This window comes from Arcicella sp. GW822-FHT02H01 (assembly GCF_058802005.1).
The window spans coordinates 2,159,778-2,180,708 of the sequence record NZ_JBXANT010000001.1 but is presented as its reverse complement, the minus strand read 5'-3'; the positions used below and the strand labels follow the sequence as shown (position 1 = coordinate 2,180,708).

The following is a 20,931-nucleotide window of genomic DNA, read 5'->3' as shown; positions in this document are numbered from 1 at the left end:
ACACGAAAAGATGCTCTACGAGGCAATTTGACCGTTTTTTACCTTTCCCTAATATTCTCCTAACAATACTCACGATAATGAGTGTTGATTGCTCTCTATTCTTCATGGATTGATAATGCTACCCTAAAGTTGTGGTTAAAGCAAGGTTTTACTTTTGCGAGGAATTAAAAACCTTACTCACATCCACATGAAAAACACTTTACGAATTGGATTTAAAAGAAATATTGCATTGTCGAAGAACATGATGTTCTTAGCGGTAATGTTTCTTTTCTTGTCGTTCGTTACCAATGCCCAAGAACGCATCGTTACGGGTAAAGTAACTGACGCCACAGACAGCACTCCTATTGCAGGAGTATCGATAAGAATTAAAGGTTCTGGAAAAGGAACAACAACTAACGCTGATGGTACTTATAAAATTTCTGCGGCTACTTCAGCTACTTTGCAATTTACATTTGTTGGTTATTCAAACCAAGAAGTAGCAGTTGGTGCAAAATCGGTAATCAATGTAAACCTTTTAGCAGATACTAAACAAATTGAAGAGGTAGTAGTAACGGCACTAGGGATTTCTAAAGAAAAAAGAAGTTTAACCAATGCTATTCAAACTGTAAAAGGTTCAGACTTAATTAAAGCGCGCGAACCGAACTCTATTAACTCATTAACAGGAAAAGTAGCTGGTCTGACAGTTGGCCCATCGGCTGAATTATTAGGTCGCCCGAATCTAGTGTTAAGAGGTAACACCGATATTTTATATGTAGTAGATGGTGTACCTATCAATTCAGATACTTGGAATATCTCGGCAGATGATATCGAAACGTATTCAGTATTAAAAGGAGCCAACGCTGCGGCTCTTTACGGATTCAGAGGAAAAAATGGTGCTATTTTGATTACAACCAAAAAAGGTACTAAAGATAAACGTGGTTTCTCGGTCGAGTTTAATTCTTCGACCATGATAGAGAGTGGTTTCAATACTATACCAAGAGTGCAAGACCTATATGGTGCCGGTGACCACGGGCAATATTCATTTGTAGATGGTAGAGGGGGAGGATCAAACGATGGTGACTATGATATTTGGGGACCTAAATTTGACCCAACTGGTCAGAAAAAAATCGCTCAGTACGATTCACCTATCGACCCAGCTACAGGAAAACGTATTCCTACTGCTTATACAGCACGTGGAGCAAATAACCTTACACGTTTTTTACGTGACGGCGTTTTGACTAACAATAATATTTCGATAGGAAGTAGTAATGATAAAATGGATATTCGTTTTTCATTATCACATAATTATCAAAAAGGTATTGTGCCTAATACACAGTTGAATACTGTTAACTTCAATATTTCTACGAAGTACAGATTCTCGGATAAATTAACGTTTGATGCTAACCTTAATTACAACCGTCAGTCAACGCCTAATATTCCAGATGTAAACTATGGACCTAACTCATTGATTTATAACATGGTTATTTGGGGTGGTGCAGACTGGAGCGTTGATGATATGCGTAATTACTGGCAAGCAGGTAAAGAGGGTAGCCAGCAAATCTATGCTGAATATCAGCGTTATAACAACCCTTACTTCGTGGCTTACGAATGGTTGAGAAGTCATTACAAGAATGATGTTTACGGATATGCTTCTTTAGATTATAAAATCAATAATAACTTAAGTATCACAGGACGTACTTCTATCACTACGTATGATATCTTCCGTTCAGAAAAATTCCCATATTCAGCTACGTCTTATGGTCGTGAAGAAGCAAAAGGAGATTACAGAGAAGACAAACGTTCTTTGTTTGAAAACAATACGGATCTCTTGATTAAATATGATCAAAAAATCGCTAACGATTTTGATGTAAAAGTATGGGCTGGTGGTAACATCCGTAGTTTTAAATATAATTCAAGTTATGTAACTACTGATTATTTGAACACACCAGGTGTTTATACGTTCTCTAACTCTTTGAGACCTGTAAAAGCATTCAGTTATTTATCTGATATGGAAGTGCAAAGTGCTTATTACTCTGCTGACTTCTCTTATAAAGGTTTAGTAACTTTATCAACAACAGGTCGTCTGGATCGTCTCTCTACTTTACCAAAAGGGAATAATTCGTTCTTCTATCCATCATTTGGTTTAAGTACTGTAGTTTCTGATTATGTAAAATTGCCAGAGGTAATCTCTTTCGTAAAGGCACGTGTATCTTATGCTAACGTAAAAGACGGTTTAACACGCTCTACGATTGGTACAAACCCAAGTGCTAGTTATCCAATAGGATATGGTACTGAATATCAATCATCTTATGATGGACCTAACTATGCCAATTCAGTTGGTTATGGCATTTCTCCTGCATATAATAACCTACCAGGAGCAACCTATTCAGATAAGTTGAACAACCCATCTTTAAAGCCAAATACTTCAGAGCAAATTGAAGCTGGGGTTGAAGTAAGCTTATTGAAAAACCGTTTCTCCGCTGATGTTACTTACTTTACTTCAAACGATGGTCCAAGAATCTTTAACCGTGATTTATCACAAACTACAGGTTACACTTCAGCTATCGTAAATGGTATCTTAACTAAGAAAACAGGGTGGGAAGTTACTTTAAAAGGAACGCCTTTGAGAAGAAATAATTTCTCATGGGATGTGATGTTGAACTGGTCAACTTTCAAAGAAACGTTGCAAAGTGTATATAACGAGAATAATATTAAAATTGATAAACTAGCTTCTAACTATTTTGTTAGCGGAAATGCTGGGACACAATTTATCAATGTTGGTGATAGAATTGATAAAGTATATGTGGCGACTTTCCAAAGAACAGCTGACGGACAACTTATCAATGATGCGGGTGGTCGTCCTATTGTTAATAATGCTGCTGCTTTAGTAGGTTATGCCAATCCAGACTACGTTTGGGGTATCAACAACAAAGTGAACTACAAAAACTGGTCGTTATCTTTCCAATTTGATGGGCGTGTAGGTGGAATCATCGAAGACTATATTCGTAAGCAAACATTCCGTGGTGGTCGTCATATCGAAACTACAGAAGGAGCTTATGGTATCGCTCGCGACTTTGATGCACAAGGCATTAAAACTTACATCGGTGAAGGTGTGATGATTACAGAAGGTACACCAACGTATGATGCACAAACAGGTTTGATTACAAACTATAGTCAGTTAAAATTTGCTCCTAATACGATCAAGACTTATGCACAAGACTATATCAGTAGATATAACGGAACAGCTGAAGGAAACTTGATGAGCAAGACTTTCTCAAAATTACGTGAAGTAACATTAGGATATTCTTTGCCACAATCGATGTTGAAGAAAACATTCTTCAAACAAGCATCAGTATCGTTGGTAGGTCGTAATTTATTCTACTTCATTGATAGTAAGCATGATGGTGTTGACTTGGACCAATTCACAGGATTGAATGCTACCTCTGGTTTACAAACACCAACGATGAAGCGTTATGGTATCAATATCAATATTGTGTTTTAAATAATCCTCTTGAACAATTCTCTTGCTTGATACTTATCCTAAAAAGCAAGAGAATAATACAATCGAAAATTCTCATGAAAAAATATATTTTCTCATTTCTAATCATCACGCTTTTAGCAAGCTGTAGTGATTACCAATTGTTGGAGAAAAACCCCAACTTACCAACCTCTGTCCCTTCTTCTATTATTCTTAGAAGTGTATTGAACGGAATGAACGAAGGTGCTTGGAACGGTACGATGCGTAATAACCAATTTTACTGTTCAAACTACGCTTATTACGATACTAACGAGTATAACTGGCAATATGCATCTTTGCAGTTTACTACCTTGAAAAACGTAGTTAAATTAGAAGAAGAAGCTCTTAAAAGTGGTGCAAAAGCATTAAACCCATATTCGGCTTTAGGTAAATTTTTAAGAGCGTACTCTTATGTAAATATGACGTTAAGAGTAGGTGATTTACCTGTAAAAGATGCCTTGAAAGGTAGTGAAGTAGATAAACCAAAATACGATACTCAGAAAGATGTATTTATTCAAGTATTAAAATGGTTGGAAGAGTCTAATTCAGACTTAGCAGCTTTGATAGTGGTAGGTGATAAATCTTTAGATGGCGATATTTATTATGCTGGCGACTTAAGAAAATGGCAAAAAGCTGTTAATACTTTTAGATTAAGAGTATTGATTCACCTAAGCAAAAAAGCTGACGATGCTGATTTGAAAGTAAAACAAGATTTTGCTACTGTTATTGGTAATCCTACAAAGTACCCATTGATGACTGATTTGTCAGAATCTTTACAATATGTATGGGGTGTAAATAACAAATATCCACGTAACCCTGATAACTTAGGGAATAATGCAACGCGTGAGAATATGGCTAAAACTTATATCGACTTATTAAAAAACAATCATGACCCACGTTTATTTGAGGTAGCGGAACCTGCTGATGCTCAAATAGCAAAAGGCTTAAAGGCAACTGATTTTGAAGCATACGTAGGGGCAAGCTCAGGTGAAGATTTGGCTGATATGTCGTCAAAAGCAGGTCGTGGTGAATATTCTTTCCAAAGCCATAAGCGTTATTATAGCTCTTATACAGGCGAAAACACTTTCTTGATAAGCTATCCTGAAATGTGTTTTAACATTGCTGAGGCAATTAACTTAGGATGGGTAAGCGGAAATGCACAAGATTGGTACGAGCGTGGCGTAAAAGCTTCGATGTCGTTCTATAATATTTCAGATGCTACAGCTTATTTAGCACAAACGTCGGTAAAATATGCAGGAAACAACGCTACAGGTTTAGCACAAATCTTATCGCAGAAGTATATAGCTTTCTTCCAAAATTCAGGTTATGAAGCTTATTACAACTGGCGTAGAACTGGCGTGCCAGCTTTCTTAATTGGTGTTGGTACTGGTAATGGTACAAAAATTCCATTACGTTACAGATACCCACAATCAGAAGGTTCTACAAATGCAGATAATTTAAATGAGGCTGTTACTCGCCAGTATGCAGGAAGCGATAATATCAATGCCGCCATGTGGATTATTAAATAAAATACTGATTAGCAAATGACAATCTCTGAATCTATCCTCCGTCAAAGACTTGATTCTATCTTTGGACTTTATGAAATCAATGGAGCAGACGAATACGTTGGCGAGCCATTGACTATCCTTGAACATAGCTTTCAAGCTGCCATGTTAGCAGAAGAGGAAGGCTATGACGAAGAAGTAATCTTGGCGGCTTTCTTTCATGATATTGGGCATTTTCTACCTAATAGAAATGAAATGAATGGTTTAGGAAATATCAGGCATGAAATAGCGGGTGCCAATTTTCTTTACAAAAATGGTTTTTCTAATAGAATAGCATTACTTGTGAGAAATCATGTGGAAGCAAAAAGGTATTTGACCTTCAAATATCCTGACTATTACAGCAAATTATCAGAAGCCAGCAAGAAAACATTGGAGTATCAAGGAGGTGTAATGACAGAAGAGGAAGCAATAATATTTGAAAGAATGCCTCTTTTTGATTTGTACATCAGAATGAGAGATTGGGATGATAAAGCTAAAGAAGTAGATTTTGAAAAGCCATCGTTAGAAAAATATAAGCAAATGGCTTGGAAACATATTGGTTATCGATTGAATTAGATTTCCATTAATACAAGAAAAGGCTGTCAGATTTCTGACAGCCTTTTCTTGTATCATTTTTTCTGTTGCTTATTCAACTACAATAGTACGTGTTGCTTCTTGTGGCTGAGCAGAGTTAATATTGATAGTACGAGTAATCTTTTCAGTACCATCTGTAATTTCTACTGAATACGTACCGTCGTTTAAAGCTTGAAGGTCGAATTTACCATGATATGTACGAGCGTTTTTGGATATTCTTTCATTGTGAACAACTTTACCATCCTTGTCTTTAATGGTTACAGTAACGGCTTTGCCTACTGTTTTGTCAAGTGTTAAGTGCATATCTAAAGTACCTATGCTTTGGTACATGCCGATAGCGAAATTAGTTGTTTTGTTCGCATTCACATTTGTTTCACCAATAGTAGGATTAGCAAATATAGAAGAAGTAGTTAAAGTGGCGATAGCGATAATTTGTGCAAAAGTTTTCATTTTCTGATTTGTTTAGATACGGTTAAAATTATGATTGTATAGAGGTTAAACACCTGTTTATTAATTGATTATACTGTTATTTTGTTAGATTATTGAATCAAAATTAGCAGATGGTGTGATAGTTTCAACACAAAAAGGAATGGTCGGTTGGCGGAATTGATAAACGGTAATTTTGATAGGATGAGGATAAAATATAAACAAAGAAAGAATGGTTTTGACTATTCCGTTTGTTAATAAAGGTTCCAAAACAATTTTAAGAGATAGAATAATAGAAAATATGTTAGATGAAGCCTTAGCCTAAAAATTTAACATAACTTTAACGAATTTTATACTTACTTTTGCATCCCAAAATTTTAAGTGTAAATGCAAGATAATCAAGATATTAGTCCGTCGTCCATTGCGGTAGCTCAGGAAAATGTTTTTTCAAAAGATGCTTTTGGGAAAGATTTTGCTTGGGGCGTAGCGATGGCTTCTTTTCAAAACGAAGGTGCTTGGGACAAGGATGGTAAGGGGGAATCTATCTGGGATAAGTTTTCCCATAAAAAGAATAAAATCAAAGACCATCAGAACGCAAAAGTCGCTTGCGATTTCTATCATCGTTTTGAAGAAGATATTTTATTAGCAAAATCGCTCAATTTCAATACATTCCGTTTTTCAATGGCTTGGACACGCATTTTGCCTCATGGTATTGGCAAAGTGAATCAGGCTGGTTTAGAGTTCTATCATCAGGTAATAGACTGTTGCCTTGAAAATGGACTAGAGCCTTATGTTACTTTGTATCACTGGGATTTACCACAATCTTTAGAGGACAAGGGAGGATGGACAAACAGGGATATTATCGACTGGTTTTCGGATTATTGTGAGGTAGTCACACGCGAATTTGCATCAAAGGTAAAATATTGGATGGTACTGAATGAACCCGCAGGTTTTACGGGCTTGGGTTACATGACGGGCTACCATGCTCCGGGGCGATTGGGTATGCGAAACTTCTTGCCAGCAGTACACCATGCAGCCATGTGTCAAGCTGAAGGTGGAAGAATTATCCGCAGGAATGTACCTGATGCAGTAATTGGCACTACCTTTTCATGTTCATTCATTGAGCCTTATACCAATGCTGAGAGCGATATAAAAGCTGCCAAACGTATAGATGCTTTGTTGAATAGGTTATTCCTAGAACCAACTTTGGGATTGGGTTATCCTGTACATGAGCTACCTTTTCTCCAAAACATGGTTAAAAAGTATGTTCATGCAGGCGATATGGAGAAATTACAATTCGATTTCGACTTCATTGGCGTGCAAAACTATTTTAAATTGGTCGTAAAAGGTGCTTTTTGGATACCTTACTTAAAAGCAATTGAAGTAAAACCTAAAGCCCGTAATATAGATAACGTAACAGATATGGGGTGGGAGATTTCGCCTGACGGGATGTATAATATTTTGAAGCAATTTGCTGAATACAAAAATATTAAGCAAATAATTGTGACAGAAAACGGAGCAGCATTTAAGGATGAATTATCCGACGGAAATATTGATGATAACGAACGAGTAACATTCTACCAAAGCTATTTACAGCATATCCTGAAAGCTAAACAAGATGGCGTAAAGGTAAATGGTTATTTAGCTTGGACACTCACCGATAATTTTGAATGGACAGAAGGATACAAACCCAGATTTGGTTTAGTCCACATAGATTTTAAAACACAACAAAGAACTGTGAAGAAATCAGGGAAGTGGTTTAGGGAGTTTTTAGGGTAGCTATGAGCTGTAAGCTTTGAGCAATGAGAATTATCCCTAGCGAGGGACTTAAGTCCCTCGCTAGGGATGGGGGGTGAACTTAATTTGTAGGAATCACTATACGTCAACAAACAAAAAAACTCACAGCTGATAGCTCAAAGCTCACAGCTAAATTACCTTTCAATAAACTCCTTAAACGACTTCCTATAAGTATCGCTAATTGGCAAAAACACTTTTCCGATTTGCACTTTTTCTCGATGGACAGATTCTATCCATTCTAGTGCTACGATATAAGAATTGTGGATTCTGACGAATTGTGTTTCGGGCAATTGTGCTTCTAACGCTTTTAAAGTCTGTAAGGCAACTACTTTTTGTTGGGTAGTATAAATCGTTACGTAGTCTTTCAGACCTTCTATATACATAATTTCTGCTAAGCGAATTTTTACGAGCTTTGTACCATCTTTCACAAAAATAAATGCTTGTGTGGCTTCTTGCTGATTGATGATTACTTCTTTCACCACTTTTTCTTTCACTACTGGTGCTTGCACGGCTGTATTCAACCGCAATGAAGCTTTCTCTACCGACTTTAGAAATCGCTCAAAAGTGATAGGCTTAAGCAGGTAATCTAATACATCTAATTCATAGCCTTCAATAGCGTATTCAGAATAAGCCGTTGTGAGAATAATCAAAGGCTTTTTCTGTAAGATTTTCAATAGTGTAATCCCCGTAATTTCAGGCATCTGAATATCCGAGAACAAAATATCAACGGTATTCTCTCTGAGGAAATCCAATGCTTTTAATGGATCTGAAAAAGATTGAACTAATTGTAAATAAGGCACCTTTCTCACGTAAGTTTCCATTAAACTACGCGCCAAAGGTTCATCTTCTACAATTATACAAGTATGAGGCATGATTTTATTATTTAGTGATTGAGTAATTTAGTGATTGGTGATTATAAAAATCTATTATTAAGCAAGTATTAATAATCACTAATTCACTCAATCACAACTCACTCAATCAATTTGTAGCGTCAAATTTACCTTATAATCACTATCTGTATCTTCTACGACCAACTGATATTTGTTGGTGTAGCTTAAATCTAGTCTTCTCTTTACATTTCTTAGCCCGATACCAGACTTTTCGTGATTTGAAGACTTTAATTTACTGTTTTCTACGATATAAATCAATTCTTGCTTTGTTACGGATAACTTTACGATGATATAAGCATCCGTAGAATTATTGCTCACGCCATGTTTGAAAGCATTCTCTAAGAAAGTAATCAAAATCAAGGGTACAATCTGGGTTTGACTGATATTCCCTTCAATCTCAAAAGTTATCGGAATTTGGTTGTTCAAACGTAGCTTCTCAAGACTAATATAGTTCTCTATATATTCTATTTCTTTGCTTAATAATACCTTCGCATGATTTGAATCATAAATCATGTAGCGCATCATTTGCGATAGCTTAGCGATTACCTCCGTAGTATTGGGCGAATTGGTAAAAGCCAAATAATAGAGATTATTCAGGGTATTAAACAAAAAGTGTGGATTGATTTGAGCTTTCAAAAAAGTAAGCTCAGCCATCAGTTTTTCGTTTTCTACTTCTTTCCTTTTTGCTTCCAGTTCCAGCCAATCTTCAGCAAACTTTAACATTCCCACAAAAATTACAATGAATATTGTTCCTACAGAGTGTTGAACGATAAACTTAATACTGTAAAAATATCCAATATGCTCGTTATTAGCCATTTGAAATCTTTTTATATATACATAGATTGTGATAAAAATGGCAAACACTGGAAGGAATTCTAGCAGGTAGGCAAGAAGATTCTTTTTATGAATAAGGCGTGGCAAAAAGATAAAGTAGTTAATATAAGCTAAAGTAGCCATAAAACCTATGTGGAGTATAGTGGTAACTAAGGCCTCAGTAAGGTCTGTTTCTTCCCCAGGTTTTCCAAAGCTTACCTGATAGTAAAAAAAAGAAAAATACACCCACCAGAAAGATAGATGAATGAGTAAGATTCTGTTTCGTTGAATATAAGCTTGCATATTTTGAATGAAAAATAACTAATTTGGTAAAGTACAAATCAAATTTCTGTAAAAAAACTTAGATAAATACTTTACATTGTTTAGAAGTACTTCAATTGACCAAACTATTGGACAACTACGCTGTTTTATCCGATAGTTTGCCCTAAAATCCCGACAATTCCTCGTTATGGTATCTCAGCCCCAATTGTCGATTTTCTCAGCCTGATTGTCTATTGCTGATTTCAACCTCATTTTATTGTTATTGTTTTGTGCATCAATTTTAAAAGAACTAAGAAAGCTTTTTCATAACAATCAAAATATTTTACAGCAATGAAAAAATTATTAAGCCTTATCCTAATCATTTTCACAACGAGTGGAATCGCATTAGCCCAATTTGGAGGACCACCAAACGGAGGAGGAGGAGATGGCAACGGCAGAAACCGTTCGAGTCAGCAAAATACACCAAGCTTTGAAATAAATACCCCAAAAGGTAATTCAAAGATTTCAGGATTTATCATTGATTCGACAGCGACTAGTGCAGTAGAATTTGCCAATATCTCTTTAATCAGCAAAACTACCAACAAACCTGTTGATGGAACAATGGCCGATGATAAAGGTAAGTTTTCATTGACTAAAGTAGCCGTGGGCGATTATAAATTGCAGATTTCGTTTATCGGTTTTGAAAGCAAAACCATTAATGATATTAAAGTTGAAAAAGGTAAAGACATTGATTTGGGCATTCTTAAATTGGCGCCTATTTCTCAAATGCTTGATGGCGTAACAGTAACAGCTGAAAAAGCTATGATTGAAGAAAAAGTAGACCGCCTAGTATATAATGCTGAAAAAGATATGCTGGCTAAAGGAGGAGATGCGTCAGATATTTTGAAAAAAGTGCCGATGCTTTCGGTAGATTTAGATGGTAATGTCTCTTTAAGAGGAACGACTAATATTAAAGTATTGATAAACAACAAACCGTCAACTATTGTGGCAAGTAGCATTGCTGATGCCTTGAAGATGATTCCTGCTGATTTAATCAAAACAGTAGAAGTGATTACTTCGCCATCTGCAAAATATGATGCTGAAGGTTCTGCTGGTATCATTAATATCATCACAAAAAAATCATCTATTGAAGGATTGACCCTTAATCTTGATTCAGGTGTAGGACTTCGTGCTTCTAACTTAGGATTGAACGGTAGCTATCGTCATGGTAAATTAGGGATTACTTTAGGAGGCTTTGGTAGATTGTTCTACAATAAGGCAGGAACCACATTAGAGCAATCAAGTGTAAAAGATGGTATAACCCAACTAACACAACAAAGTTCTGATGCGAAAGATAATGGCTTGTTTGGAAGATATAACTTAGGGTTTGATTATGAGATTTCAAAAACACAATCAATAAGCTCTTCAATAGCTTTTGGTACTAGGAATTTAGATCGTAACCAAGAGTACGTTACAAAGTTATTTTCAAACAACAACTTGACTTCTACTTCTTACAGAGATGTGGATAGTAAAGACTTATCCAATTCAGTTGACGTAAATGTTGATTATATCAAAACATTCAAACCTCAACAAGAATGGTCTATTTCAACTCAGTTTAGTCAGAATAATTTAACGAATAATTTTGACGCTAACATCTTGAATGGTGCAAGTGAATTATTAAGTCGCCAGAAAAACATCAACGGAAATACTAACCGTGAGATTACTGTTCAGACGGATTATCAAACGCCAATCAAGCAAAACCAGATGTTTGAAGTTGGTCTAAAAAGCATTACTCGTCAAGTTGATAGCGACTATCAGTATCTATATGCAGGTAGTACAGGAGGTTTCAGTACAGATGCTAGAAACCCATCAGGTTTGTTAAACTATAAACAAACTATTTCGTCGGGATATGTTTCATATACTTATTCTACTAAAAATAAGTACACGTTTAAAGTAGGAACACGTTATGAATACACAACGATTGATGCAGTAACGAATGTAAACTCAATCAATATTCCTTCTTATGGAAATTTGGTGCCAAGTATCAATATCTCTAAGAGTTTAGGAACTGCAACCTTGAAATTAGCGTATAACAATCGTATCCAACGTCCAGGCTTACAGCAGTTGAACCCTAACTTCAATGCTTCTAATGCACAGAACATTACGATTGGTAATCCGAGCTTAAAACCAGAAATTACCAACAACGTTGAATTGAGCTTGAGTAAAAATATCAACAGAACGTATTTGAACCTATCGTTATTTGGTCGTCAAACAAATAATTCAATTGTTAGAATCAGCGCACCATCTGATACCCTTGCAGGAGCAATCGTGACAACGTTTCAAAACATCGGTAGACAACAAACGCTTGGAGCAAACCTTTTCGGAAATACCTTTATTACACCGAAATGGTCATTGAACGGAGGAATTGATATTTATTACAATTATTTAGATGGTCAGGTAGCGAATGCAACAGGTGGTTTTTCAACCATTAGCAATACAGGCTTAACAATTGGTGGAAGAATTACATCGCAATTACAATTAAATAATGGATGGGGCGTTCAAGCATTTGGGGGTTACCGTGGAAACCAAGTACAATTACAAGGTTCACAAAATGGAATGGGAATGTATTCGTTAGGTGTTAAAAAAGACATTAATAATAAAAGAGGAAGTATTGGGTTAGCTGCAGAAAATTTCTTTGGTGGTATGACGATGACCTCAACCTTGAATACTGCTCAGTTTAATCAGAAAAGTGTTAATAATATTTATAACCAAAACATAAAATTGACATTCTCTTATAAGATTGGAAATATGAAATTCGTTGAACAGAAAAAATCAAAATCTGTAAAAAATGATGATGTAAAAGGTGGTGAATCTAATAATTAAGTATGAAATTTGTAAAATCAAACATTTAATCTTATCTAATTAATCTAATACAATGAAAAAAATCGCAATCTTAATTACAACACTAGTTGTTTCAGTATCATCATCATTTGCACAAAAGTGGAATGTAGACAAAGCTCACTCTAAAGTAGGCTTTACTGTTACCCACTTAATGCTTTCAGAAGTTGACGGTAACTTCAAAACTTTTGATGCAACCATCACTTCATCAAAAGAAGATTTTACAGATGCAGTGTTTGAATTTTCAGCAGATGTAAGCAGCGTTGATACTGATAATGAAATGAGAGATGGGCATTTGAAGAAAGCAGATATGTTTGATGCTGAGAAATTTCCAAAAATTAGCTTCAAAAGTACTTCTATCACTAAAGTAGATGCTAAAAAATATAAATTGGTTGGCGACCTTACTTTGAAAGGTGTTACAAAACCAGTAACGTTTGATTTAACATTGAATGGTGTTGGTAAAAACATGAGAACTCAAAAGCCAATTGCTGGGTTTAAATTAACAGGAACTATCAAACGTACTGACTTTGGTGTGGGAGGAATGCCAGGGGCAGTAGTAAGTGAAGACATTGAAATCAGAGCCGTAGGAGAATTCGGTAAAGAATAAGAATATCAAGATTTAATCAATGATTATCTCTTCATCGACATAATCAGTTTGAAACACATGTAAAATTGTGTTTTTGATTGAAAAAAAGAAAGGCTTGCTGTTTTACGGCAAGCCTGTTCTCTTTATAAAGGTTTTTGAATCAAACATTACTTTCTTTTCCTACAAATCGATACAAATAAGGGGCTTTGTTGGCAGCACCAGTCATTTTTTTATCCAATCGCTCTAAAATTCCTAAACTCAACATTTTGCGTTGGAAGTTTGTACGAAGTAGTTTTTTATCTAAAATTGTTTCGTACATATTTTGCAAGTCGTTCATTGTAAACACTTCTGGTAATAAATTAAAACCAATTAGTTTTTCATCTAAAAAGAAACGAAGGGTTTCTAATGCTTTTTTTACCATCGCCGAATGGTCGTAAATCAAAGTAGGAATCGTATCTATGTCATACCATTGGCATGAATCAGAAGTATAATCAGGTGTTGGGTTTGCCTTTGTGAAATCTATCAGAGCATAATAACCTATTGATAAAAAGCGAGTCATTAAATAATGGTCTGGGCTAAGCTCTACTCCATCAACAGCTTTCATCAAAGACTTTAACATCTCATTATCACGCCTATCTCTATCCCCAAAAACATAAAATTGCTCCAGATAAATATTGGTTAGGCCCGTACGTTCTTCTAAAATTCTTTGCGCTGCTTCTTCTAAATTCTCGCTTTCTTTGATAAATCCACCCGGTACTGCTAGCCAATCTGTATTCTTGAAATTTAATAATAATATTTTTAATTGATTGTCATGAAATCCGAAGATAACACAATCAATAGAAATGCCTGGAAGGTAGTCGTATCCACGAGTTTTAGTACTCATAATTCAAATATTTGAGATGTTTAAGCGAATTTTAGATAAATGTAAAGAAAAATTTGGTAACATAAAAAGGTTCAAGTATTATTGTACCGCAATGATACAATAAATTTAATACTATTTAATCTTAAAAAATAAATATGAAAAAGTTTTTAGGCTTTTTCCTACTACTTTGTTATACGGGTGTTTTTGCTCAGGACCTCGACAAGTATGAGAAGAGAGAATATGTCCGTTCAGATGGCTTTAAATTGCCCTATCGCATATTATATCCTAAAGACTACGATAAAAGTAAAAAGTATCCATTGATACTCTTTCTTCATGGTGCTGGCGAGCGTGGCAATGATAATGAAAAACAACTGACACACGGAGCTACATTGTTTTTAAAAGATGAAAATAGGGAAAAATTTCCATGTATTGTCATTGCTCCTCAATGTCCTACTGATAGTTATTGGGCTTCAGTAAAAGTAGACAGAAGTACTTCGCCCATTACGCTTGGCTTTGATTATCATAATCAGCCCACTACTCCAATGCTTTGCTTTATGGATATTGTAAAACAGGTTTGTCAAGACGAAAGTGTGGATAAATCTCGGTTATACATTATTGGTCTCTCGATGGGTGGCATGGGGACTTTTGAAACAGTATATCGTTATCCAAAAGTTTTTGCAGCAGCCATTCCAATATGCGGAGGAGGCGATGTAGAAAAATACGACAAATCTGTAAAAAGAACTTCTTTCTGGGTTTTTCATGGCGATGCTGACCAAGTAGTAGATGTGAATAACTCTCGTAAAATGGTTGAAAAATTAAAACAACTTAAGGTTGATGTAAAATATACTGAGTACCCAAACGTAAAGCATAATAGTTGGGATAATGTATTTCAAGAACCCGACTTATTACATTGGTTGTTTGCTCATAAAAGAAAAAAAGTACAACTATAAACTCCGACTAAGGCCTGCCTTATTATGGCAGGCGATGTCAATTTTGCTTCTGTAAATACTCTTTATTATCCAATATCATTTTTATAAATAAATTAATAAACGCATTTAAAAATCTGTTACATTACCTACAACAACGACTATGCAAAATAGAAGAGACTTTCTGAAAAATACAGGAGCTTTAGCCCTTGGAGGAATGCTTTTGCCAAATTTGGCCGATGCGTTCGGACATAAAATTACGCCTAAGAATTTTGGTGTGCAGTTGTTTACCACGATGTCGATAATTGATAAGGATGTAACAGGTACATTAAAGCAGATTGCAGATATTGGCTACAAAGAAATAGAATCAGCCTTTAGCATGAAGGGTGGATATTATGGAATGAAACCCAAAGAATTTGCGAAAGTAGTGAGCGATTTAGGAATGACATGGCAAGCACACCATATTATGGGTGCGCCTTTCAGAATGCCAGCACCTAAGCCAGGAGCTGCTGTAAATCCTAATGCTGAAATGCTAAATAAGATGCCTCCGATGAAATCGTTGATGAACGATACACAGCAGGTAGTAGATGAAGTAGCAGAAGGCGGAGCAAAGTATTTAGTATGTGCTAGTATTCCTGTGAAGACTTCAGAAGACATAAAATCGTCGTTAGAGATACTTCAAAAGGCAGGAGAGGCTTGTAAAAAAGCAGGATTGACTTTTGTATATCATAATCATACTGCTGAATTTGAAAAAGTAGATGGACAATTACCATTCGATATATTCACGTCGCAAATTAGTGCAGACTTATTGAAATTTGAATTGGATCTGGCTTGGGCAACCAAAGCTGGGGTAAACATCCCATCACTGTTTGCTAAACACCCAGGACGTTTTCCATTATTTCACGTAAAAGATTTAAACAAAGAAACATTATTACCTGTTGAAGTAGGTACAGGGATTGTGGATTTCAAAGCCATTTTTGCCGCAGCAGACAAAGCGGGTGTAAAACACCTTTTTGTAGAACAAGACGGTGCTCCATCACCTATCAATAACCTTGGTACAAGCTTTGGTAATTTAAAGAAAATAATTAGTTAGTATAAATTTTCAGGGAAGTTATAAACCACGTCGGGATAAGCTGACGTGGTTTTTTTATGTTTGGGATAATCCTCAAAGACGCTCTCTTGGCGTAGTGTTGCTAACTACGTCAGAGTGTACAGCAATGTTACATTGCAAAAATGCACCGCATTTTATAATTATTTCCAAGTTGTGTACTCATATACCACTAGCCATTGCGGAATAGGCGTCGCGTTCTAAGAATGTCAGACACATTGACATAGTGAAAAACGCCACTTCAAGTGAGGGCAGTCTACATCACAAAACTTGCTTTACGAAATAATACCCCTTTTTCTTTATATAGAAATTGTTATCGGCTCCAATACCTTTAATAAAATTAAAAGATTGCTTTGGTCTATCGTCATATACCAACACAAGAGAACGTCCCTTTAAATAGTACTTCCCTTTTAACAATTCCTCTTTATCTAATTTTAGATTATAATCATTAAACTTAAATCTTCCATTTGGGTAAAATTTAATATTTAAAAAGGCTGAATGAGGCTGAAACCAGAAGCCTATTAAATTTTGCCTATCTGACTTTTCATTTTGCTGAATGCAAAATATTTGATTACTACTAAAAACTAGACCTATAATTATGAATAATTTTATAATGAATGGACTTTTCATATTTAATGATTTTGTCGGAATTTCTAATCTTGGGTGATAGTATGTTCTCTTAGAATTGTTGCTATATCATCCCTTCCCAAGACAACTTAAAGCCTCAGCAACATCATTAACAAAGTTAATACGTCCTGTTTTATTACTTTCAAAAATAAAGTCTTTGATGCTTTTACTAGTGTAGTGGCTAAAATCTCCAACGATAGCCAAAGAAACACGATAAGTTGAAAACTTTTGAAGTATTTCACCAGCAATGCCCGTTTTTAAATCAAAAAAATCTGGAGTGATGTTTTTCTGATGAATGATGATGTTGTCAAAGCCTTGATAATATAGATTTCCTAACAAGTCTAATCCATCTTGTGCATGATTAATAAAAATATAATCTGCCGTTGCCTCCGCTATCTTGATGGTATTTACTTCATGTGTTTTTATTTCCATTTTTGTTATTTAAATAGCTTAATATTGCTTTGCATTTGTTTTTTGTAGGAAGCTTAAAACAAAAAAAATTACCGAAAATTAAGCCATAACGAAGAGTTTTCCAATAAAACATTCATAAATGGTTTACTAAAAACAGGCTATCTGTTTTTAGTAAATGTTATCATTAATATGTTGATAATTGCTCTTTAGAAGTAAGAAAACAGTAAATTTTAAAGAAATTTATACGTAAAAACACTTAATGACGTTATAGAAATAGGATTTAATAAAGAAGATAATTTTTGTTTTTAAAATTTTATTGTTAATTTAGTTACAGTATTATTAAATATAACCACGCGATTTTAAGATATAACCACACGATTATGCTGAAAAAAGTCTTATTTACGATACTTTGTATAGGGTTACAATATACTATCTTTGGGCAATTTTTACCAAAAGATTCCACTCAAAATAAAGCTTCACATACCACGCTAGGTACTGTAAATAATCTCCTCGATTTCGCTAACGACCATCTTCATTTAAGATATCGCTCGGGTGGAACTTCTAAAAAAGGTTTTGATTGCTCAGGATTTGTCCGCTATTGTTTCCAGAATTTTGGGATGATTTTACCGCATGGTAGCGCTGCTCAAAGTCTATTGGGATATTCAGTATCAAGATTGGATGCTCAACCCAGTGATTTGATTTTCTTCAAAGGACATAATGCGAAGGGGAAAAGAGTCGGTCACGTCGGAATTGTTACCGAAGTAACCGACAAATATATTAAGTTTATTCACTCAGCTTGGAACGGTGGTGTTCGCTACGATTATTTAGATGCCGCTTATTATCAGAAAAGATTTATGGGCATCAAGCGTGTTTTGCACACTCCAGAAATTAAAAATGTTAAGAACTAGTAATTGGCGATAGTGAATAGACTTTGTTCTAATACTGCGCTCATTTCTTAACTAAATCTTTTCAAAAACCTGCTGAATTTCGCAATATAACAATCCGCTTCCACCTCCGTAATGTTGTACAATGGGTAGATGTGGATTAATATTTAGGAAATATTCTCTTAGTTTTTCTTCCGATTCTTCTTCTATTCCACTTCCTAATAATACCATATCAAAGTTTTTTGCCTCGCATATTGCAAATACTTCTTCATCAGTTAATGCTCCTGTAGCCAACCATGCTTCATTTTTGTTGATTAATCGCAGTACTACTTCATGGATTTCAACATTTCTTCCGATTACTAAAATTTCAAATTTTTTCATATCGACATCGGTACTTCCATTAACAATATTTCTGCGTCTTGACTAATCGCTTTTATTTGTAAACTATCTACATTCCAAACACCAAAGCCATCTCTGTTTGCGACCTCAAACCCTTCAATATCAAAACTTCCTTTCAATACAAACGCATATACCCCGTTTCCTTTTTTCTTGATTTGATACGTTTTTTCAAAATCTTTATCAAATGTTCCTAAATGAAACCAAGCATCTTGGTGAATCCAAACGCCTGCATCTTCTGGATTAGGTGATAATATTTGTTGTAAATTATTATGCCTGTCTTTGGTATCTAACGTAATTTGGTCATAACGTGGCGTAACGTTCTTTTTATTAGGGAAAACCCATATCTGCAAGAATTTTACCAAACTATCTTGACTTTGATTGTATTCAGAATGATAAATGCCTGTTCCTGCACTCATTACTTGAATATCTCCTTGCTTAATTACCGCCACATTCCCCATGCTATCTTTATGTTCCAAGTTCCCTTCAAGCGGAATAGAGATAATTTCCATATTATCATGCGGATGTCTGCCAAAGCCTTTACCAGCATCCACACGGTCGTCGTTCAAAACCCTCAACACGCCAAAGTGCATACGTTCTGGGTTATAATAATTAGCAAAACTAAAAGTATGATTGCTATCTAACCAGCCATGGTTAGCATGTCCACGAGAATCAGCTTTATGTAAAACAGAGTTTTCTAGTATTTTTGAAGGAGTATTAGGAATATGATTAAAACCGATAATATCCAATTCTTGTAATTCATCTATATCGTTTTTGATTACATTACCCAAAGCCGCAGTTGCCGCAAAAATACCAGTTCCTGTAATCCCTTTTTGTATGAAAGTCTTTCTGTCCATCGTCGTGTTTGTTTTTTCTTGAGTCAAAATTACTGTGCCAATATTTCCGAAACATTGAACTAGGACAAGATATTCAATGATTGTGCTTTTTTATGTACAAGTGCCTACAAAATTAACGCTATCATAATTTTATCATTTAGCGATATGAAAGAAAAAGATATAATTTACTCTTATGTTGAAGTCTTTCTCAAATTGAAGAGTAAATTAGCTACTCTCTTCTTTATAAATGATTACTTTCTTTATACAAACCATTCAACTCAAACAACCTAATACTAAATCGATGAAAAGTTACATATTCTTGTTTTTGATATTTTGTGCGTCCGTTACTACGCTTCAAGCACAAATAAATCCAGATACTACCAATATTCAATGGCATCAAGGCTATTTAGATATTCATCATATTGTTACTGGAAGTGGTGTTTCGACATTCTTTGTTTTGCCTGACGGAACCACCATGATGGTTGATGCTGGAGATATTGGCGAAGTAGCTTTTCGTAGAAATAGTTGGCCCTTTACGTATACACTTCCTTATCCTAATAATACTAAAACTGCGGGACAATGGATTGCAGATTATATTCAACAAATATTGCCTAATAAACCTGTTATTGATTATGCGCTGATTACTCATTATCACGACGACCACATGGGCATTATTAACGCTGGCACTAAAACGGCTACTAATGGTGCTTATAAACTATCGGGTATTACCGAAGTGGGTGATTTAGTACCTATCAAAAAGTTGATTGATAGGAATTATCCCTACAATAATTTCCCGACAGATTTAAAAGTAGCTTACAAAAATGAACCAAGTATTTTCTTGAATCTACAAAAATTCATTGAGTACCAAAAACAAACTAATGGACTCGTCGGCGAACAATTGAAAGTAGGAGCAATTGATCAAATAGTTTTAAAAAACAATCCATCAAAGTATCCAAGTTTTAAGGTTCGGGGAGTAAAAGCCAATGGCACTATTTGGACAGGTAATGGGAACGAAACTTTTGAGTTCTTTACAGCAGATAGTGTTTTAGATGCCAAAAAAAGATTTAACGAAAACCCTTTAAGCCTTGCCATCAAGCTATCTTATGGTAAGTTTGATTATTTTACGGGAGGAGATAATACAGGTTTGCAAGGATATGGTTTACCAACATGGTTTGATGTAGAAACGCCTATCTCAAAAGCTGTTGGTAAAGTAGAAGTAACCACGTTGGATCATCATGGGTGCAGAGATGCTACCAACGAAAACTTTCTTAGAAATCTACAACCCCAAGTAGTCGTAGAACAAACTTGGAGTAGCAATCACCCCGGAGAAGAAGTTGTCCATAGGCTTATCTCAGACCATATTTATAAAGGAAAAAAGAATCTTTTTGCGACTAATATCCAAGAAGCCACAAAAGCAGCAATAGGTTTTTGGTTTACCGATGGTTTTAAAAGTATGTTTGGACATACCATTATAAGGGTTTTGCCTGGAGGAGAAACGTTCTATGTTTTAATTGCAGAAACAATAGATAATAAACTCAACATCAAAAAAGCTTTCGGTCCATTTCAATGCCAATAA

At 35.2% G+C, this 20,931-nt stretch carries 18 protein-coding genes; 10 read left to right on the top strand and 8 right to left on the bottom strand.

What is annotated here, in order from left to right; translation table 11 throughout:
- Window positions 1-187 precede the first annotated feature (187 nt).
- The 3 genes from AC1RNE_RS09280 to AC1RNE_RS09270 all read left to right on the top strand — a co-directional run bounded on the left by AC1RNE_RS09280 (window position 188) and on the right by AC1RNE_RS09270 (window position 5,616).
- Window positions 188-3,481: a SusC/RagA family TonB-linked outer membrane protein gene (locus AC1RNE_RS09280; RefSeq protein ID WP_492800713.1), complete on the top strand. Its 3,294-nt coding sequence runs from the start codon at window positions 188-190 to the stop codon at window positions 3,479-3,481.
- 74 nt (window positions 3,482-3,555) lie between these two features.
- Window positions 3,556-5,025, top strand: coding sequence for a SusD/RagB family nutrient-binding outer membrane lipoprotein (locus AC1RNE_RS09275; protein ID WP_492800712.1), 1,470 nt, complete (start codon window positions 3,556-3,558; stop codon window positions 5,023-5,025).
- 15 nt (window positions 5,026-5,040) lie between these two features.
- Complete coding sequence (locus tag AC1RNE_RS09270) at window positions 5,041-5,616, top strand: HD domain-containing protein (protein WP_492800711.1); 576 nt, start codon at window positions 5,041-5,043, stop codon at window positions 5,614-5,616.
- A gap of 69 nt (window positions 5,617-5,685) precedes the next feature.
- Here AC1RNE_RS09270 and AC1RNE_RS09265 read toward each other — a convergent pair whose 3' ends face one another.
- Window positions 5,686-6,084, bottom strand: coding sequence for a T9SS type A sorting domain-containing protein (locus AC1RNE_RS09265; RefSeq protein WP_492800710.1), 399 nt, complete (start codon window positions 6,082-6,084; stop codon window positions 5,686-5,688).
- 363 nt (window positions 6,085-6,447) lie between these two features.
- On the opposite strand from AC1RNE_RS09265, the gene AC1RNE_RS09260 reads away from it, so the two are divergent.
- Window positions 6,448-7,839 carry a GH1 family beta-glucosidase gene (locus tag AC1RNE_RS09260; protein WP_492800708.1) on the top strand — a complete coding sequence of 464 codons (1,392 nt, stop codon included), beginning with the start codon at window positions 6,448-6,450 and terminating at the stop codon, window positions 7,837-7,839.
- Window positions 7,840-7,991: 152 nt separating this feature from the next.
- Here AC1RNE_RS09260 and AC1RNE_RS09255 read toward each other — a convergent pair whose 3' ends face one another.
- Complete coding sequence (locus AC1RNE_RS09255; protein ID WP_492800707.1) at window positions 7,992-8,729, bottom strand: LytR/AlgR family response regulator transcription factor; 738 nt, start codon at window positions 8,727-8,729, stop codon at window positions 7,992-7,994.
- 102 nt (window positions 8,730-8,831) lie between these two features.
- Window positions 8,832-9,863 (bottom strand): sensor histidine kinase, encoded by a 1,032-nt coding sequence (locus tag AC1RNE_RS09250; RefSeq protein WP_492800706.1) that lies wholly within the window; start codon window positions 9,861-9,863, stop codon window positions 8,832-8,834.
- A 309-nt stretch (window positions 9,864-10,172) separates the two neighbouring features.
- On the opposite strand from AC1RNE_RS09250, the gene AC1RNE_RS09245 reads away from it, so the two are divergent.
- Together AC1RNE_RS09245 and AC1RNE_RS09240 are read left to right on the top strand one after the other, a co-directional pair.
- A complete protein-coding gene (locus AC1RNE_RS09245; RefSeq protein ID WP_492800705.1) occupies window positions 10,173-12,704 on the top strand; it encodes a TonB-dependent receptor in 2,532 nt (843 codons plus the stop codon).
- Between the two features lie 52 nt (window positions 12,705-12,756).
- Window positions 12,757-13,326: a YceI family protein gene (locus tag AC1RNE_RS09240; protein WP_492800704.1), complete on the top strand. Its 570-nt coding sequence runs from the start codon at window positions 12,757-12,759 to the stop codon at window positions 13,324-13,326.
- A 139-nt stretch (window positions 13,327-13,465) separates the two neighbouring features.
- Here the strand turns inward: AC1RNE_RS09240 and AC1RNE_RS09235 are convergent, their stop codons facing one another.
- Window positions 13,466-14,188: an NUDIX hydrolase gene (locus AC1RNE_RS09235; protein ID WP_309915566.1), complete on the bottom strand. Its 723-nt coding sequence runs from the start codon at window positions 14,186-14,188 to the stop codon at window positions 13,466-13,468.
- 134 nt (window positions 14,189-14,322) lie between these two features.
- Here AC1RNE_RS09235 and AC1RNE_RS09230 point away from each other — a divergent pair, with 134 nt between their 5' ends.
- Together AC1RNE_RS09230 and AC1RNE_RS09225 are read left to right on the top strand one after the other, a co-directional pair.
- Window positions 14,323-15,117: a carboxylesterase family protein gene (locus AC1RNE_RS09230; RefSeq protein ID WP_492800703.1), complete on the top strand. Its 795-nt coding sequence runs from the start codon at window positions 14,323-14,325 to the stop codon at window positions 15,115-15,117.
- 139 nt (window positions 15,118-15,256) lie between these two features.
- Entirely contained in the window at window positions 15,257-16,186 is a 930-nt protein-coding gene (locus AC1RNE_RS09225) for a sugar phosphate isomerase/epimerase family protein (RefSeq protein ID WP_492800702.1), read from the top strand.
- 276 nt (window positions 16,187-16,462) lie between these two features.
- On the opposite strand, the gene AC1RNE_RS09220 is transcribed toward AC1RNE_RS09225, so the two are convergent.
- Window positions 16,463-16,831: a hypothetical protein gene (locus AC1RNE_RS09220; protein ID WP_492800701.1), complete on the bottom strand. Its 369-nt coding sequence runs from the start codon at window positions 16,829-16,831 to the stop codon at window positions 16,463-16,465.
- A gap of 66 nt (window positions 16,832-16,897) precedes the next feature.
- Window positions 16,898-17,260 carry a DUF4180 domain-containing protein gene (locus tag AC1RNE_RS09215; RefSeq protein ID WP_492800700.1) on the bottom strand — a complete coding sequence of 121 codons (363 nt, stop codon included), beginning with the start codon at window positions 17,258-17,260 and terminating at the stop codon, window positions 16,898-16,900.
- A gap of 359 nt (window positions 17,261-17,619) precedes the next feature.
- Between AC1RNE_RS09215 and AC1RNE_RS09210 the strand changes: the two genes are divergently transcribed.
- Window positions 17,620-18,147 carry a C40 family peptidase gene (locus AC1RNE_RS09210; protein WP_492800699.1) on the top strand — a complete coding sequence of 176 codons (528 nt, stop codon included), beginning with the start codon at window positions 17,620-17,622 and terminating at the stop codon, window positions 18,145-18,147.
- A gap of 51 nt (window positions 18,148-18,198) precedes the next feature.
- Here AC1RNE_RS09210 and AC1RNE_RS09205 read toward each other — a convergent pair whose 3' ends face one another.
- Both AC1RNE_RS09205 and AC1RNE_RS09200 read right to left on the bottom strand, forming a co-directional pair.
- Window positions 18,199-18,504: a response regulator receiver protein gene (locus AC1RNE_RS09205; RefSeq protein ID WP_492800698.1), complete on the bottom strand. Its 306-nt coding sequence runs from the start codon at window positions 18,502-18,504 to the stop codon at window positions 18,199-18,201.
- Window positions 18,501-19,376, bottom strand: coding sequence for a pirin family protein (locus AC1RNE_RS09200; protein WP_492800697.1), 876 nt, complete (start codon window positions 19,374-19,376; stop codon window positions 18,501-18,503). Before AC1RNE_RS09200 ends, AC1RNE_RS09205 begins: the two co-directional genes overlap by 4 nt.
- Window positions 19,377-19,656: 280 nt before the next feature.
- On the opposite strand from AC1RNE_RS09200, the gene AC1RNE_RS09195 reads away from it, so the two are divergent.
- Complete coding sequence (locus AC1RNE_RS09195; RefSeq protein ID WP_492800696.1) at window positions 19,657-20,931, top strand: ComEC/Rec2 family competence protein; 1,275 nt, start codon at window positions 19,657-19,659, stop codon at window positions 20,929-20,931.

What these genes read in the sequence shown, in the direction of transcription:
- AC1RNE_RS09280 (WP_492800713.1), top strand. Translation starts at nt 188, where the DNA reads ATGAAAAACACTTTACGAATTGGATTTAAAAGAAATATTGCATTGTCG.
- AC1RNE_RS09275 (WP_492800712.1), top strand. Translation starts at nt 3,556, where the DNA reads ATGAAAAAATATATTTTCTCATTTCTAATCATCACGCTTTTAGCAAGC.
- AC1RNE_RS09270 (WP_492800711.1), top strand. Translation starts at nt 5,041, where the DNA reads ATGACAATCTCTGAATCTATCCTCCGTCAAAGACTTGATTCTATCTTT.
- AC1RNE_RS09265 (WP_492800710.1), bottom strand. Translation starts at nt 6,084, where the DNA reads ATGAAAACTTTTGCACAAATTATCGCTATCGCCACTTTAACTACTTCT.
- AC1RNE_RS09260 (WP_492800708.1), top strand. Translation starts at nt 6,448, where the DNA reads ATGCAAGATAATCAAGATATTAGTCCGTCGTCCATTGCGGTAGCTCAG.
- AC1RNE_RS09255 (WP_492800707.1), bottom strand. Translation starts at nt 8,729, where the DNA reads ATGCCTCATACTTGTATAATTGTAGAAGATGAACCTTTGGCGCGTAGT.
- AC1RNE_RS09250 (WP_492800706.1), bottom strand. Translation starts at nt 9,863, where the DNA reads ATGCAAGCTTATATTCAACGAAACAGAATCTTACTCATTCATCTATCT.
- AC1RNE_RS09245 (WP_492800705.1), top strand. Translation starts at nt 10,173, where the DNA reads ATGAAAAAATTATTAAGCCTTATCCTAATCATTTTCACAACGAGTGGA.
- AC1RNE_RS09240 (WP_492800704.1), top strand. Translation starts at nt 12,757, where the DNA reads ATGAAAAAAATCGCAATCTTAATTACAACACTAGTTGTTTCAGTATCA.
- AC1RNE_RS09235 (WP_309915566.1), bottom strand. Translation starts at nt 14,188, where the DNA reads ATGAGTACTAAAACTCGTGGATACGACTACCTTCCAGGCATTTCTATT.
- AC1RNE_RS09230 (WP_492800703.1), top strand. Translation starts at nt 14,323, where the DNA reads ATGAAAAAGTTTTTAGGCTTTTTCCTACTACTTTGTTATACGGGTGTT.
- AC1RNE_RS09225 (WP_492800702.1), top strand. Translation starts at nt 15,257, where the DNA reads ATGCAAAATAGAAGAGACTTTCTGAAAAATACAGGAGCTTTAGCCCTT.
- AC1RNE_RS09220 (WP_492800701.1), bottom strand. Translation starts at nt 16,831, where the DNA reads ATGAAAAGTCCATTCATTATAAAATTATTCATAATTATAGGTCTAGTT.
- AC1RNE_RS09215 (WP_492800700.1), bottom strand. Translation starts at nt 17,260, where the DNA reads ATGGAAATAAAAACACATGAAGTAAATACCATCAAGATAGCGGAGGCA.
- AC1RNE_RS09210 (WP_492800699.1), top strand. Translation starts at nt 17,620, where the DNA reads ATGCTGAAAAAAGTCTTATTTACGATACTTTGTATAGGGTTACAATAT.
- AC1RNE_RS09205 (WP_492800698.1), bottom strand. Translation starts at nt 18,504, where the DNA reads ATGAAAAAATTTGAAATTTTAGTAATCGGAAGAAATGTTGAAATCCAT.
- AC1RNE_RS09200 (WP_492800697.1), bottom strand. Translation starts at nt 19,376, where the DNA reads ATGGACAGAAAGACTTTCATACAAAAAGGGATTACAGGAACTGGTATT.
- AC1RNE_RS09195 (WP_492800696.1), top strand. Translation starts at nt 19,657, where the DNA reads ATGAAAAGTTACATATTCTTGTTTTTGATATTTTGTGCGTCCGTTACT.